General features: G+C 70.3%; 14 protein-coding genes and 1 tRNA gene. 4 read left to right on the forward strand and 11 right to left on the reverse strand.

The features are described 5' to 3' along the window. Nucleotides 1–32: 32 nt before the first annotated feature. The 5 genes from LQ757_RS07645 to LQ757_RS07665 are packed head-to-tail and all read right to left on the reverse strand — an operon-like array spanning nucleotide 33 to nucleotide 4,831. Complete coding sequence (locus tag LQ757_RS07645) at nucleotides 33–1,082, reverse strand: helix-turn-helix transcriptional regulator (RefSeq protein ID WP_231046629.1); 1,050 nt, start codon at nucleotides 1,080–1,082, stop codon at nucleotides 33–35. Next, nucleotides 1,079–2,101: a helix-turn-helix transcriptional regulator gene (locus LQ757_RS07650; RefSeq protein ID WP_231046630.1), complete on the reverse strand. Its 1,023-nt coding sequence runs from the start codon at nucleotides 2,099–2,101 to the stop codon at nucleotides 1,079–1,081. The genes LQ757_RS07645 and LQ757_RS07650 overlap by 4 nt, the downstream gene beginning before the upstream one ends. Before the next feature lie 49 nt (nucleotides 2,102–2,150). Beyond that, nucleotides 2,151–3,095 (reverse strand): FKBP-type peptidyl-prolyl cis-trans isomerase, encoded by a 945-nt coding sequence (locus tag LQ757_RS19385; RefSeq protein WP_231046631.1) that lies wholly within the window; start codon nucleotides 3,093–3,095, stop codon nucleotides 2,151–2,153. Nucleotides 3,096–3,137: 42 nt separating this feature from the next. Beyond that, nucleotides 3,138–4,160, reverse strand: coding sequence for a tRNA (adenine-N1)-methyltransferase (locus LQ757_RS07660; RefSeq protein WP_231046632.1), 1,023 nt, complete (start codon nucleotides 4,158–4,160; stop codon nucleotides 3,138–3,140). After that, on the reverse strand, nucleotides 4,157–4,831 hold the full coding sequence (locus tag LQ757_RS07665; RefSeq protein WP_231046633.1) for an HAD family hydrolase: 675 nt from the start codon (nucleotides 4,829–4,831) through the stop codon (nucleotides 4,157–4,159). The genes LQ757_RS07660 and LQ757_RS07665 overlap by 4 nt, the downstream gene beginning before the upstream one ends. A gap of 75 nt (nucleotides 4,832–4,906) precedes the next feature. Here LQ757_RS07665 and LQ757_RS07670 point away from each other — a divergent pair, with 75 nt between their 5' ends. Beyond that, nucleotides 4,907–5,812: a PAC2 family protein gene (locus tag LQ757_RS07670; RefSeq protein ID WP_231046634.1), complete on the forward strand. Its 906-nt coding sequence runs from the start codon at nucleotides 4,907–4,909 to the stop codon at nucleotides 5,810–5,812. A gap of 21 nt (nucleotides 5,813–5,833) precedes the next feature. Here LQ757_RS07670 and LQ757_RS07675 read toward each other — a convergent pair whose 3' ends face one another. Next, nucleotides 5,834–6,655 (reverse strand): undecaprenyl-diphosphate phosphatase, encoded by an 822-nt coding sequence (locus LQ757_RS07675; RefSeq protein ID WP_231046635.1) that lies wholly within the window; start codon nucleotides 6,653–6,655, stop codon nucleotides 5,834–5,836. Between the two features lie 66 nt (nucleotides 6,656–6,721). Continuing rightward, a complete protein-coding gene (locus LQ757_RS07680; RefSeq protein WP_231046636.1) occupies nucleotides 6,722–8,047 on the reverse strand; it encodes a M20/M25/M40 family metallo-hydrolase in 1,326 nt (441 codons plus the stop codon). Nucleotides 8,048–8,159: 112 nt separating this feature from the next. On the opposite strand from LQ757_RS07680, the gene LQ757_RS07685 reads away from it, so the two are divergent. Beyond that, a tRNA-Leu gene (locus LQ757_RS07685) sits at nucleotides 8,160–8,243 on the forward strand. 102 nt (nucleotides 8,244–8,345) lie between these two features. On the opposite strand, the gene LQ757_RS07690 is transcribed toward LQ757_RS07685, so the two are convergent. From LQ757_RS07690 to LQ757_RS07705, 4 genes are all read right to left on the reverse strand, one after another. Then, nucleotides 8,346–9,044 carry an SOS response-associated peptidase gene (locus LQ757_RS07690; protein ID WP_231046637.1) on the reverse strand — a complete coding sequence of 233 codons (699 nt, stop codon included), beginning with the start codon at nucleotides 9,042–9,044 and terminating at the stop codon, nucleotides 8,346–8,348. Nucleotides 9,045–9,153: 109 nt separating this feature from the next. Beyond that, nucleotides 9,154–9,573 (reverse strand): ester cyclase, encoded by a 420-nt coding sequence (locus tag LQ757_RS07695; RefSeq protein WP_231046638.1) that lies wholly within the window; start codon nucleotides 9,571–9,573, stop codon nucleotides 9,154–9,156. Continuing rightward, nucleotides 9,570–10,103, reverse strand: coding sequence for an SRPBCC family protein (locus tag LQ757_RS07700; protein WP_308195585.1), 534 nt, complete (start codon nucleotides 10,101–10,103; stop codon nucleotides 9,570–9,572). Before LQ757_RS07700 ends, LQ757_RS07695 begins: the two co-directional genes overlap by 4 nt. A 12-nt stretch (nucleotides 10,104–10,115) precedes the next feature. Next, a complete protein-coding gene (locus LQ757_RS07705) occupies nucleotides 10,116–11,924 on the reverse strand; it encodes a helix-turn-helix transcriptional regulator (RefSeq protein WP_231046640.1) in 1,809 nt (602 codons plus the stop codon). A 24-nt stretch (nucleotides 11,925–11,948) separates the two neighbouring features. Here LQ757_RS07705 and imuA' point away from each other — a divergent pair, with 24 nt between their 5' ends. Both imuA' and LQ757_RS07715 read left to right on the forward strand, forming a co-directional pair. Further along, on the forward strand, nucleotides 11,949–12,671 hold the full coding sequence (imuA', locus tag LQ757_RS07710; RefSeq protein WP_231046641.1) for a DnaE2-dependent mutagenesis accessory factor ImuA': 723 nt from the start codon (nucleotides 11,949–11,951) through the stop codon (nucleotides 12,669–12,671). Beyond that, nucleotides 12,668–14,221, forward strand: coding sequence for a DNA polymerase Y family protein (locus LQ757_RS07715; protein ID WP_231046642.1), 1,554 nt, complete (start codon nucleotides 12,668–12,670; stop codon nucleotides 14,219–14,221). The genes imuA' and LQ757_RS07715 overlap by 4 nt, the downstream gene beginning before the upstream one ends. The last annotated feature ends 19 nt before the right edge of the window (nucleotides 14,222–14,240 follow it).

Raw genomic sequence — 14,240 nt, forward strand, 5'->3', positions numbered from 1 at the left:
TCGTCCGTTTCTCGGTGGATGGTGACGACAGTCTACCTGTCGCCGGGGTCGGTGGGTTCATGATCGCGAACGGATGACCCGGCGTCAGCGTACCCTGCAAGTCCCGCTTCGGCCCAGCCGGCGACCGCGGCGCGCGCCTCGGGGGGCGCGACGACCGTGACGAGGCCCGGAAGTCCGGCGACGAGACGCTTCAGGCCGTGAACGTGGGCGAGGCGCAGGGTGACCCGCAGGTGCCCGTCGACCTCGGTCACCGTCGAGTCCGCGAGGTAGTCGGCCAGCAGCGGCAGCGCGGCGGGCGCGACGTCGACCACGACGTCGAGGTCGGAGTCGGAGCCCTGGAAGAGCGTCTCGGGCACGACGCGGTCGGGGTGCTCGTCGATCGGCACCTCCGAGACGACGAGTGCGCTCATGCGGTCGACGCGGAAGTTGCGGACGTCTTCGCGGGTGTGGCAGTACGCCTGCAGGTACCAGTCGGCGTCTTGGGAGAGCACCCGCAGCGGGTCGACGCGACGGCGGCCGGCGATGCCGAGGGCGTTGCGGTAGTCGAACTCCAGCTGGCGGCCGCCGGCGACGGCCTCGCGGATGCGTGCGAGCGACGCGTCGGCCTCGGTCTCGGCGACGCCGATGCGTGTCGGGGTCGCCGACGCCCCTGCCGTGAGCTTGGCCATGAGCGACGCCAGCGAGGCGCTGTTCGCGTTCTCGGGCAGGGCCGTGAGGTACTTGAGTCCCGCGATGAGCGCCGCTGCCTCGCGTGCCGAGAGCCGCGGTGCGTCGTCGATCGCGACGTGGTGCACGATCACGATGACGTCGTCGTCTTCGAACGAGTCCCAATCGATGTCGAACAGGTCGTTCGGCTGGTACGTGCCCGTGGCGCCGGGCAGGCCGGATGTCGCGATCAGCTTCACGGCGTCGCGGATCGCCTCGTCGGAGACGCCGAAGTGGGCGGCCGCCTCGTCGACGTCGACGACCTGGCGCTCGAGCAGGTACGGAACGAGCGCGAGGAGGAAGACGAGCTTGTCGGGCGCCTTCTGTGCGCGCGGCGCCTTCGGCGGCCGCTGACCTCCGCGCCGGTTGGCGTTCATCGGCTGACCTCGGGCTCGCGATGGGCGTCGGCGACAGCACGCAGGCGCTCGCGCACGGCTACGCGCAGCGTCTCGGGCGAGAGCACGCGCACCTCGGGGCCGTAGGCAGCCAGTTCGTCGGCGAACACCGCGGCGTCGGTGTAGTGCAATCGGATCACCCCGGCGTCTTCGTCGCGTTCCACCGCCCGCTTGCCGAGGCGCACCTCGGCATCGCTGCCGGCGGTCACGGCGAGATCGGCGGCATTGCGCATGCGCAACTCGGCGAGATCGGCGATCACGCGATCCTGAATGCCCGCGGGCGGCGCATCGAACGTCGAGCCCGCGATCGGGGTGACTGCGCCGACGATGCGGGACAGCAGGAACGTGCGCGGTTCATCGACGGCGAGGTCGTGGGCATGCAGGTGCCAGCGGCCCTCGTGCATCACGACCGCGAGCGGATTCACCCGACGTTCGCGCGGTGCCCGTTCGCCGGGCTTGAAGTAGTCGAATCGCACGGATTGGCGTCGGTCGAGGGCCTGGCGGAGCGGCTCGAATGCGGCATCGCGCACCCGAAGGCGCGGCGCATAGCCGATGACCGGCTCGCGCGGCTCGATGCCGAGCGCCCGCAGCTTGGTGAGGGCTCGCTGCGAGTCTTCGGAGAGCGACGCCTCACGCCACACCTCGGCGGCGAGGCCGAGCAGCGTGAGTTCGTCGGGCGTGAACCGAACCTCGTCGGGCAGGTCGTACTGCCCCTTGGGGATTCGATAGCGCAACGACTGGTTGTCGCCGGGCCTATCGGGCGACTCGACGGTCTCGAGCGGAATGCCGAGTTCGCGGATCTGGTCTTTGTCGCGCTCGAACTGGCGATCGAGATTGACGTTCGCGCCCGACCGATCGAAACGCTCGGCGTAGCCGCGCACGGTCGAGAGGATCTCGGACTTCAACAGCCCCGCCTCGGTCGCGAGCAACGCGAGCACGAGGCTGAACAGCCGGTCTTCGGCCGGGATCGACGGCTCGCTCCTGCGTTCTGGTCCGGGCACAGGAGCGATCATACTGGGCCGCGGAGCACCCTCGGCCGGCATCGCGGGATCAGATCACACCGAGGATGTCGATGACGAAGAAGAGGGTCGAGTTCGCCGGGATGCTTCCGCTCGCCTGGTCGCCGTAGCCGTCGACCGGGGGAATCACGACACCGACCTGGGAGCCGACCGACTGCCCGATGACCGCCTGCGCGAAACCGGGGACGACCTGCGATCCCTCGCCGTCTGCGACGGTGACGATGGTGGGGCTTCCGTTCGCCCACGTCGAGTCGAAGACCTCGTTGTCGGCCCAGGTGACCCCGGTGTACTGGACGACCACCTGGTCGCCCGACTCCACGACGGGGCCGGAGCCCGCCTTCAGGACCTCGACCTCGGTGTTCTCGAACGGGTCGGCCTTGGGAACCGTGATGCCGGGTCGACCGTCGGGCGCGAGCACGACCGCGGGGAACCCGTCGCGCGTCAACCGCACGGCACCCTCGGCGCGGGTCGGGAACGCGCGCTCCACATCGATCACGAACACGAGACTGTCGCCCGGCTGGACGCCGAGCGACGGGTTGCCGTCGGGTCCGAAGCCGTCTGCCTCGGGAACGACCACGGCGACGCGCGAACCCTCGCGCGCGCACGTGAGTCCCTTCATCAGGCCGGGAAGGGTCGAGGTCGATACCGTGACGGGCACGGGCTCCTCCTCGCCGAAGCCGGTGACCTGCAGCTCCTCGCCGGACGCGCCGTTGTAGACGGCCAACCCGATGAGCGACATCTGCCCCTCTTCGAGCACGTCGCCCTCGCCCGCGATGACTTCGGTGCACTGCGTCTCTGCAGGCGACAGCGGCGTCGGGAACTCGACGCGTGGCGCCTCGCCGAAATCACCCGAGACGACCACGGCGTCAGACGAATCGCCCGGGGAGGACTCGGGGGCGGGTGCCGGGGCCGTGCAGCCGGTGAGGGCGATGACGACGGCGCCGGCGGTGGCGATGAGCGCGAGAGACGAGCGCACTGATCCTCGATTCTTCGATGGTCGCGGAGGGGCGTAGGTAGCCTACCCGGCCTCGCCGGTCGGGTCGGGCTCGAGATCGTCGGCTGTGGAACGGGAACGCTCGGCAGCGGCATCGGCTGCTCGGACCCGCTTGCGCAGGCTCTTCGCGCTGACCTGGCGTTCACCGAGGGCGCCGGGCGTCCAGGCCTCGACGTCGTCGTCGCTGTAGGCCGTCTTACCGGGGCGGCGCTTGAGTTCGGGCAACACCGTGCCGGGTGCGAGGCGGCGCGCGGTGATGAGGAACCCGGTGTGCGCGATCATGCGATGGTCGGGCCGCACGGCGAGGCCCTGGACGTGCCATCCTCGCACCATCGTCTCGGACGACTGCGGCTCGGTGTACTCCCCTGTCGCGCGGATCGCCTCGGCGACGCGCGACAACTGCGTGGCGGTGGCGATGTAGCAGAGCAGCACGCCGCCCGGCTTGAGGGCGTTCGAGACTGCGTCGATGCATTCCCACGGCGCGAGCATGTCGAGCACGACGCGGTCGACGGATGCCTCTCCCGCGGTTTCGGGCAGCACCTCGGCGAGATCGCCGAGGGTGATCGACCAGTTCTCGGGGTCGGCGCCGTGGAACGTCGCCACGTTGCCGCGGGCGACGTCGGCGAACTCCTCGCGACGCTCGAACGAGTGCAGTCGGCCCTGGGGACCGATCGCGCGGAGGAGCCAGAGCGAGAGCGCGCCCGAACCGACGCCCGCCTCGACGACGGTCGCGCCGGGGAAGATGTCTGCCTGGGCGAGGATCTGCGCGGCATCCTTCGGATAGACGATGGCCGCGCCCCGCGGCATCGACATCACGAAGTCGCTGAGCAGCGGCCGCAGCGCGAGGTACTCGACACCGACTTGATTCGCCACGACGGAGCCGTCGGGCTGCCCGATGAGGTCGTCGTGCGCGATGGGTCCCTTGTGCGAGTGGAAAAGGGCACCCGGCTGCAGCGTGACCGTGTGCAGGCGGCCCTTCGGTCCGGTGAGCTGCACGCGGTCGCCGACGCGGAACGGGCCGCTCTGCTCGCCCCTGCTCGCGCTCATGACGCCGCCCCGTTCGGGCCGACGAGCGCTGCGAGGTCGGCAACGGTCGCGCCGACGAGCGTCGGCCAGATCGCCGACGACGGACTGTCGTCGAGCGCGAGGATGTTCGGAACCCCGACGGCGATCGCCCCGGCGGAGTGCGCCGACGTGAGCCCCGCCGGCGAGTCCTCGATCGCGATGCAGTCGCCGATCTCGACGCCGAGCTGCTCGGCGGCGAGCAGGTACGGCTGGGGGTGGGGCTTCGCATGCTCGACGGCGTCGCCGGTGACGACGACGTCGAACGCCGTGAAGGGGATCGCCTCGATGACGTCGTCGGCCATCGACCGGACCGACATGGTCACGAGGGCAGTGGGTACGGATGCCTCGCGGAGCGCCTCGAGCAGCTCGCGCGCCCCGGGTCGCCACGGCACCCCGTGCTCGGTGAGCTGCTCGCGCACGCGCGCCGTCAGGCGGGCGACGATGGCGTCGGCATCGAGGTCGACGCCCTTCGCCTGGAACACGGCGGCGGCCTCCCAGAGACCGCTGCCGACGAGTGCGAGTGCGTCGTCGTGGGTCCAGGTGCCGTCGAACGCCTCGACGAGCTCCTCTTCGGCAGCCATCCAGTAGCGTTCGGTATCGACGAGAGTGCCGTCCATGTCCCAGAGAACAGCGGCAGGCAGGCGTGTGGTCACAACGCTCAAGTCTACGGGCACGGCCTATTGTGGAGAGGACCCCGGGAACCCGGGGCGGGAAGCGGGGCTCCAAGCGTGAATCAGCCGGCCGGTTTCGAGGGTCGAAGACTGCTCATCGTCGCCTTCGAGGGTTGGAACGACGCCGGAGAGGCGGCGACCGGAGCGGCGAAGCTCCTCGCCGAGCGGCTCGCGCTCACCGAGATCGCCGCCGTCGACCCCGAGCTCTACTTCGACTACCAGTTCACACGGCCCACGGTCGTCGTGGGCGACGACGGCGTGCGACGCCTCGAGTGGCCCGGCGCCGCGATCCTCGGCCCGAGTGGGCGAAACGACCTCGACGACCCCGTGACCGGCCCCGGGGCATCCGGACTGCACGTCCTCCTCGGCGCAGAGCCGGCCCGCAGCTGGAAGGGATTCGCCGCCGAGCTCGTCGACGCCGCCCTCACGGCCGACATCGACGGCGTGGTGCTGCTGGGCGCGATGCTCGCCGACGCGCCGCACACGCGGCCGCTCACGGTGTTCGCGTCGAGCGAGAACCCCGAGGTGCGCAGCGCGCTCGGTGTCGAGCGGTCGACCTATGAAGGCCCCGTCGGCATCCTCAGCGTCATCGCCGACCAGGCCGAGCGCGCCGGAATCCCCACCGTGTCGCTCTGGGCCTCGGTGCCGCACTACGTGCACAACGCGCCCTCGCCCAAGGCGGTACTCGCCCTGCTCGGAAAGGTCGAGGAGCTCACCGGCCTGTCGATCCCCCGAGGGACCCTCGAGAGCGAGGCCAAGGCGTGGGAGGCGGGCGTCGACGCGCTCGCGGCCGACGATGAAGACATGGCGGGCTACATCACCCAGCTCGAGCAGGCACGCGACGCGGTCGACGCACCCGAGGCGAGCGGCGAGGCGATCGCCCAGGAGTTCGAGCGCTACCTGCGCCGCCGCGGAGACGGCCCCGAAGGGCGCGCCGACGGCCGTGGCGACGGCCCCCGCTGACGGCGGGTGGGGTCAGCGCGATCAGATCGCCTGGATCGCGCCCGTGCCGAGGAGCACGAAGATGACCCCGCCGAGGGCGATGCGGTAGATCACGAAGGGCAGGAAGCTGTGCTTCGAGATGTAGTTCATGAAGAACGCGATCACGAGGATCGCGACCACGAATGCGACGATCGTCGCCGCCGCGGTCTCGATGGGCCCGTAGACCGCCGGCTCGCCGAAGCTCTTGAACAGCTGGAACAGCCCGCTGCCGAACACGGCAGGGATCGCGAGCAGGAATGCGTAGCGCGCGGCGGCCGCGCGCTCGTAGCCGAGCAGGAGCCCCATGGTGATCGTGCCGCCCGAGCGCGACACGCCAGGGATGAGTGAGAGCGACTGGGCGAGACCGAAGTAGATGCCGTGCGGCACCGTGATCTCGTCGAGCTTGCGCCGCTTCGCACCGGCCCAGTCGGCGAGCCCCAGGATGATGCCGAACACGATGAGCATCGTCGCAGTGATCCAGAGCGAACGCAGCACGGTCTCGATCTCGTCTTGGAAGAGCAGGCCGAGCACGACGATCGGGATCGAGCCGACGATGATGAGCCAGCCCATGCGTGCGTCGGGGTCATGGCGCGGCACACGGCCCGTGAACGAGCCGAACCAGTGCGAGACGATGCGCACGATGTCGCGCCAGAAGAACACGACGACTGCTGTCTCGGTGCCGAGCTGCGTGATCGCCGTGAACGCGGCACCGGGATCTTGCGCACCCGGCAGGAACTCTCCGAGGATGCGCAGGTGCGCGCTCGACGAGATCGGGAGGAACTCGGTGAGGCCCTGCACAAAGCCGAGGATGAGCGCTTCGATCACGTTGGGGCATCCGCCTTCCGCCCCCGCGGAAACCGGAGGATTGCACTGGTCAGTGGACTGAACTGGTCAGTATTCGAGCAGCAGGTCGCGAAGGACGTGCCTACCGAAGACTAGTGCGTCGAGGGGCACGCGCTCGTCGACCCCATGGAACATCGCCGGGAAGTCCAAGCCTTCTGGCAGCTTGAGCGGAGCGAAGCCGTACCCCTCGATGCCGAGCCGGCTGAGCGACTTGTTGTCGGTGCCGCCCGAGAGCAGGTAGGGGAACACGGGGGCGCCGGGATCGTGCACGCCGAGCGCGCGGGTGACCGCGTCGACGAGGGTGCCGGATGTCGCCGCCTCGAGCCCGACGTCGCGGTGCACGATCTGGATCTCGATCTCGTCGCCGACGAGCGCCTGCACCTCGGCGAGCACCGCCTCCTCTTCGCCGGGAAGCGTGCGGATGTCGATGAGCGCCTCGGCGTGATCGGGGATGACGTTGTGCTTGTAGCCGGCCTCGAGCACGGTCGGGTTGCTGGTGGTGCGCAGGGTCGCAGTGATGAATCCCGATGCCGAGCCGGTCGCGAGGGCGAGCTCGTCGGGCGAGACCTGTTCGGGGTCGACGCCGAGCACCTCGGCGATCTTGCCGAGCAGCTCACGCGTGGTTCCCGTGAGCCGGAGCGGCCATTCGGTGCGGCCGAGCGTTGCCACCGCCTCGGCGAGCTTGGTGATGGCGTTGTCGCCCACGAGCCGCGACCCGTGCGCGGCAGTGCCGCGCGCCACGAGTCGCACCCAGAGCAGCGACTTCTCGCCCGCCTGCAGCAGGTACGCCCGGCGGCCCCCGACCGTGATCGAGTAGCCGCCGACCTCGCTGATCGCCTCGGTCGCGCCCGCGAACAGCTCGGGATGATGGTCGACGAGCCAGCCGGCGCCCACTCCCCCGCCGGCCTCCTCATCGGCGAAGAACGCCACCACGAGGTCGCGTTCGGGCTGTCGGCCGCTCCGCAGGATGTCGCCGAGCGCGGCGAGCATCATCGCGTCCATGTCCTTCATGTCGACGGCGCCGCGCCCCCACAGCATGCCGTCGCGGATCTCGCCCGCGAACGGGTCGACGCTCCAGTTGCGCGGATCGGCGGGCACGACGTCGAGGTGGCCGTGCACGACGAGCGCGGACTTGGCCGGGTTGCGGCCGGGCACCCGCGCGACGACGCTCGTACGGCGCGGCGCAGGTTCGAAGAGCTGCGGGGTGAGGCCGAGCGCCGCCAGGTGCGCCTCGACGTACTCGGCCGCCTCACGTTCGCCGTTCGCCCTCCCCCCGCCGTAGTTCGTGGTGTCGAACCGGATGAGATCCCGTGCGATGATCGCCGTCTCGTCGAGCTCTGCGGACGGGTTCTCGGCGTTCGAAGGCAACGACATGCCCTTCACGCTAGCCGGGGCATCCGACGATGGCCACTGTGGCGAAAGCGCCTCGGAATCCGTGCTAATGTCTTCTTTCGGGCCACCGAGCAATCGGAAGAGCCCGACACGAGCGCGGGTGGCGGAAATGGCAGACGCGCTAGCTTGAGGTGCTAGTGCCCTAACGGGCGTGGGGGTTCAAGTCCCCCCTCGCGCACGCTTGTGTGCAGAAGGCCGGATCCATGTGATCCGGCCTTCTTGCATTTCCGGGTCGCGTCGCATTGCGGCGGATGCTGCGTGCCGCACCTCGTGCGCCGGGTCAGTGTTGCACGGGCTCGATGAGCTCGGGCCCGTTGTCATTGACGGGGCCCACCTCGTGGAAGGCGAGTGTCGGCACCATGGGCCGCGACGCGGCCACCGCCTGGTCGACGAGTGACTGGTCGCCCGCGAGGTCGGGATCGAGCCAGGCCGACCAGAACTCGGGCGGCAGCATGAGCGGGATGCGGTCGTGGATGTCGGCGAGCTCGCCCGTGGCGTCGGTCGTGATGATCGTGGCAGTGAGCACCCAACGTTCGGGGTCATCGTCGGCCTTCGACTTGTCGCGCCACCACGAGTAGAGCCCGGCGAATGCGATCGGCCCGTCTCCCTGATGGATGAAGTACGGCGTCTTCTGCTTGCCGACCGTGTGCCATTCGTAATACCCATCGGCCGGGATGATCGCCCGCTTGCCCGCGAGTGAGGCGCGGAACGCCGAACTCGTGGCGAGCCCCTCGGATCGGGCATTGAATGTGGGGTACTTGAGCTTCAGCTCCTTCGAGAACGATGGCACGAGCGACCAACGCGCCGCCTCGAGCCGGCGCACCACCGGCCCCTCCTTCTTCGACTCGAGCACGACCGGGATCGGGTCGGTGGGCCGCACGTTCCATGACGGCTCGGGCAGCCCCTCGCCCACCGTGTCGACATCGAAGATGCGCACCAGGTCGGGTGTCGTGTCTGAGATCACGAAGCGTCCGCACATGCGGCCAGCGTAACGCCGGCCTGCGACATCCGATCGGGCGGATGTCCCGAGCGCCACGTTCTGGCGTCGATGCCGTCGTGGCAACGACGGCCGGGCTGTGTCTCGATGGTCAGGCCGGAGTGGTGGTCGGCAGCGCCCCGATCTGATTCATCAGCGTGAAGAGGTCGCAATACTGGGTGATCTCTGCGACACGTCCGTCACGTATTCGCATGAGGTCCCAGGCGGCGAACCGCACGGCCCTTCCCGTGGCCGGCACGCCGGCGAACTCTCCGCCGTGCCGGCCTGCGTACACCAGCCAGGTCGAGACCAGATCACTCTCGGCCACGACGTGCCGCGGCGTGATGATCAGGTCGGGGAACGCAGCGATGAATGCGCCGATCGACGCCTTGAGTGCCGTCAGATCGGATCCCGCGCCGGCGTGACCCTGCAGGTCGGGCGAGCAGATCGCATCGAGGTCGTCGAGCGCTCCGGAGTTGATCGCTTCGTAGAAGCGAGCGACGATGGCATGGGATTCACGTGAATCGGTCACTTCAGCCGTCCTTGCTCCGTGCGCCCTTCCGCCTTGCCGGCCCGGCTCTCGATGATCTGCTTCGCCCTACGGAACTGCGCCTCGTCGGCCCGCCGGGCATCCATCGCCACCAGGGGCGTGAACATCCGAAGGATCGGTCCCTTGAGGTGCAGATCGGTGACGCACGTCATGACCGTGCTCGTGCCCGAATCGGCCTCCTCGAACGCGAAGCGGGATGTGGCGCTCAGCGCGCCACCGAATTCGATCTCGATCGACTCGGGTGGCAGGTATTCCGTGACCTCCCATGGCGTGACGAGGACGCGCCCGAGTGCACGCAACTCGTCCACGCCGGTGGTCCCGAGTTCGACGTCCTCTCCATCGAAGGTCCTGCGCAGCAGTTCCGTGCTCCACTCCGGTGCATTGCGAAGATCTGTCAGGTAGGCGAACACCTCGGATCGTGGTCGATCGATCTGGACTGTGGTCGTGATCTCAGTCATCGTCGGCCTCCTCTCATCAACGATCACGTTCCCAGAGCCGGCAGCTCCCAGCATCGGGCAGGTGCCCTATTCCTGCTCTGGTCCCGCCCCGACCTGGGACGCGTTGACCACGGCGAAGGCCGCGACCTCGGTGCGGCTGCGCAGGCCGAGCTTCTGCAGGATGCTGCTGACGTGGTGGCCGGCCGTCTTGCGGCTGATGAACAGCCGCTGGGCGATCTCGGGATTCGAGAGGCCTTCGGCGACGAGGCGCATCACCTCCTTCTCCCTGGGTGACAAGCGCCCGACATTCCGCGCCCCCGGGCCGGTCGGCACGCCCATGCCTCGCAGGAACGCGTTGGCCTCGTCCAGGTCGACCGTCGCGCCCATCCGATGGAATGCGGCGCGGGCCGCGCGTGCCTCGGCGACGGCTGACCCATGATCGGACTGCGCGACGGCTCGTGCGAACAGCAACCGAGCGCGCGCGGCCGGCAGCGCCATCGACGCCTCGCTGAATCCGAGCATCGCCGCACGCAGCTCGGCCGCAGCCGACGCTGGATCCGCTCGCAGGGTCGTCCTGCCGACGGCCAGATGCGCCTGCGCCGCATGCCGTGGGCTGCGGGTGCGGGCCGCGATCGCGGCGATCCGGACAGCGGCCTGGCCGGCGGCCGCGACATCGCCCTGAGCGAGCAGCGCATCCACCAGCATCGTGAGCAGCGGCAGAGATGCGACGGCCGCTCTCGGCAGCTGCTCAGCCGCTTCCGAGAGTCGACTGACGGCCGAGGAAGCATCGCCGGTGGCCAGGTCCAGCGCAGCCAGCGGGCGCACCGCCTCAGGCAGATCTGCGATGGACACGAGCAGTGCCGCCGCCTCCGACAATCTCCCCTGAGCGATCCGCAGGTCGGCGAGGAGCGCGCCGGGGTGGATGCAACGGGACCTCAGGCCGGACCGTTCGAGGTCTGCGATGGACGCCAGGAGGGCGTCCTCGGCATCGTCGAGGCGACCGATCGCCAGGAAGACTCCGCCGCAGCACGATCCGCAGAACGCCGAGAATGTCGCCTCGGCGCTGACCGCGCCGGCTCCCGCCAGCGGACCGAGATCCAGCTGCCGGGTCCGCATCAGGTCGGCACTCCACTGCGCCAGGGACTCGTTGCCGCCCAGGAGTTCGGTCGCGTCCATCAGCGCGCAGTAGACCTCAGCCAGCGTCCGCCGGTCGCGCGCCTCCCCGCTCATTGCCGCAGCCATCGCGCCATCCAGATCGCGGATCCCTTGGTCGGGGTCAGCTTGCCCGATGACGAGCAGGCCACGCCGGGCCAGCGCGAGGCATTCCAGATCTGCATCATCGGATGCTCGGGCCGCGGCGATCGCATCGTCGTATTCGGCGGCGGCACGCACGGCATCCGGGCTCGACTCCGCGTCGGCCACGAGCACCCATCCGAGCGCGGAAGTTCGGGGCGCTCGCGCGGCGGCCTCACGCGCGCGGACCCGCCATCCGCGGGGAACGGACCCTTCACCGTTCTGAGCGCGCTTCTCACGCGCTACCCAGGCTGCTGCACGAGCGGCCGGCTCGTAGTTGCGTTCGCGTGCGTGGGCAGCGTAGGACCGGCCGCGCACGTCAGCGGCCTTCTCCACCTCGCCGAGCCACCAGAGTGCTTCCGCCAGACCGTCGAGGCTCGCTCCGTCCGGTGCGGCTGCGACAGCCTGCACGAATGCATCCCGGGCGGCGGCGTAGTCACCCAGCGTCAAGCATTCCGCCCCACGCGCGAGGAGCGCAGAGGTGTCGGTCATCACCTCTATCGTCGCCCTGGATCGGATCGCCTGCCAGCCCCCACGGGCGATGTCGTACCCCTCGCCGATGATGTGGACAGTCGGCAACACCGACTTGCAGCATTCGAACATGTGTTCGAAACTGGATGGGTGACCATGACCGCTCCCCTCGCGCCCGCCGAGTCGTCCTCGCGCGTCGACGAGCTGCAGGCCCGCATCCGCGGCATGCAGGCGACGAGGCTCGACTCGAAGGCCGTGCCCACGCATCCGGTGTTCGAGCAGGTGCTGCCGGGCGGCACGCTTCGCGAGGGCACGGTGGTCTCGATCGAGGGGTCGACCACGCTGCTCATGGCGTTGCTCGCGGGGCCGTCGGCGAGCGGGCGCTGGGTCGCGGTGGTCGGCATGCCCGACTTCGGCGTCGAGGCCGCCGACCGGTTCGGCATCGACCTCGACCGGCTCGTGCTCGTGCCCGACCCAGGGCGACAGTGGCTCACCGTGGTGGCGGCGCTCGCCGATGTCATCCCCGTGGTCGCAGCGCGCGCGATGGGGCGTGTTGCACCGGCCGAGGCGTCACGGCTGTCGGCCCGGCTGCGCCAGCGCGGCAGCGTGCTGCTCGTCACGGGCGAGTGGCCGGGCAGCGACGCCCGGCTCGGGGTCGAGTCGAGCCAGTGGCACGGGCTCGGCGCGGGGCACGGGCAGCTCAGCGACCGCGAGGTCGTCGTGAGCGCGGGCGGGCGGGGCGAGTTCGGCCGTCGGGCGCGATCGCGGCTGCGGCTGCCCGATCGGTCGCTGGGGTTCCGGACCGCCGGCACTGCCACTGATGCCCGCGCGACACGCGAACCGTTGCGCCTCGACGACTACGAACGGCCGGCCTCATGAGCGTGCCGACCCGCACGATCGTGCTCTGGTGTCCCGACTGGCCGATCTTCGCAGCCTGCCGCGAGCTGGGGCTCGACCCCGCGCTGCCGATCGCGCTCACGGAGTCGGGGGTCGTCTACGCCTGTTCGGCCGCCGCACGCCACGACGGCGTCGCCCGTGGCCTGAAGCTGCGCGAGGCGCAGTACCGCTCCCCCGCGCTCACGGTGCTCGACTACGATGCGGCGGTCGACGTGCGCCTGTTCGAACCCGTCGTGCGCGAGGTCGAGACGACGGTCCCGGGCGTGCAGATCGTGCGCCCGGGCACGCTCGCCATGCGGGCCCGTGGGCCCGCGCGCTACTACGGCGGCGAAGATGCCGCGGCACAGGCACTGCTCGACACCATGACCCGCCTCGGAGTGCCGGGTGCCCGGGTCGGCATCGCCGACGGGCCGTTCGCGGCCGAGCAGGCGGCGCGCGCGGCGCGCGCGACGCCCGTGGGCATCGTCGCGGTCGGGGCATCCGCCGCCTTCATCGCGCCATTGCCCGTCGGGCTCGTCACCGACGCCCGCACGACCACCCTGCTCAACCGGCTCGGGGTGCGCACCCTCGGCGAGTTCGCCGCCCTGCCCGAGGCCGACGTGCGCCGGCGGTTCGGCGCTGCCGGCGCCTTCGCACACGACCGGGCAGCCGGGCGCGAGCAGACCGGGGTCATGGCGCGCACGCCACCACCCGAGTTCGAGGTGCTCCAGGAGTTCGAACCGCCGCTCGACCGCATCGACCAGCTCGCCTTCGCGTTCCGCGTGCGGGCTGAAGAGTTCATCGATCGCATGCGGGCGAAGCGGCTCGTCTGCACGGGCATCCGCGTCGAGCTCGACGACGAACGGGGCGGGCACTCGAGCCGAAGCTGGTTGCATCCGCAGTGGTTCACGCCTGCCGACGTGGTCGACCGGGTGCGCTGGCAGCTGCAGGGCACCGGCACCGCCGATGCAGGGCTCGCCTCGCCGATCGTGCGGCTCCGGGTCGTGCCCGAGCGCATCGACTCGACCGGCAACCACGAAGCGGGGCTCTGGGGCGGTGGGCCCGACGAGCGCGTGCATCACGGCCTCACCCGGGTGCAGAGCATGCTCGGCCACGACGGGGTCGTCACGGCGTCCATCGGCGGCGGCCGCATGCTCGCCGACCGGCAGGTGCTCGTGCCGTGGGGCGATCAAGCGCCCGAGCGCACGGGCGACCGGGCGGCTGGGGCGCCCTGGCCGGGCAGCCTGCCGGCGCTCGCGCCGGCGAGCGTGTTCCGCGAACGACTGCCCATCCGGCTCATGGGCGACGACGGGGCATCCGTCACGATCGACGATCGGGGGTCGATCTCGACACCGCCTGCGCGGTTCGCGGTCGGGGGCGACGGCGAATCGCCCGTGCGGGCCTGGGCCGGCCCCTGGCCCGTCGTCGAGCGATGGTGGGACGCCGAGCACGCCAAGCGCGTGCACCGGTTCCAGATCGTCGACCACGACGGGTGCGCGTGGCTGCTCGTGCGCGACGGCGAGGGCTGGTGGGCCGAGGCGAGGTACGACTGAGATGCGGCGGGAGTGAGCC

The organism is Agromyces cavernae (assembly GCF_021044935.1).
GTDB lineage: Bacteria > Actinomycetota > Actinomycetes > Actinomycetales > Microbacteriaceae > Agromyces > Agromyces cavernae.

Bases quoted from the DNA above. Each gene is read 5' to 3' on its own strand.
- imuA' (WP_231046641.1), top strand. From the start codon at position 11,949: ATGACCGCTCCCCTCGCGCCCGCCGAGTCGTCCTCGCGCGTCGACGAG.
- LQ757_RS07645 (WP_231046629.1), bottom strand. From the start codon at position 1,082: ATGAACGCCAACCGGCGCGGAGGTCAGCGGCCGCCGAAGGCGCCGCGC.
- LQ757_RS07660 (WP_231046632.1), bottom strand. From the start codon at position 4,160: ATGAGCGCGAGCAGGGGCGAGCAGAGCGGCCCGTTCCGCGTCGGCGAC.
- LQ757_RS07715 (WP_231046642.1), top strand. From the start codon at position 12,668: ATGAGCGTGCCGACCCGCACGATCGTGCTCTGGTGTCCCGACTGGCCG.
- LQ757_RS07690 (WP_231046637.1), bottom strand. From the start codon at position 9,044: ATGTGCGGACGCTTCGTGATCTCAGACACGACACCCGACCTGGTGCGC.
- LQ757_RS07700 (WP_308195585.1), bottom strand. From the start codon at position 10,103: ATGCTGGGAGCTGCCGGCTCTGGGAACGTGATCGTTGATGAGAGGAGG.
- LQ757_RS07680 (WP_231046636.1), bottom strand. From the start codon at position 8,047: ATGTCGTTGCCTTCGAACGCCGAGAACCCGTCCGCAGAGCTCGACGAG.
- LQ757_RS07705 (WP_231046640.1), bottom strand. From the start codon at position 11,924: ATGTTCGAATGCTGCAAGTCGGTGTTGCCGACTGTCCACATCATCGGC.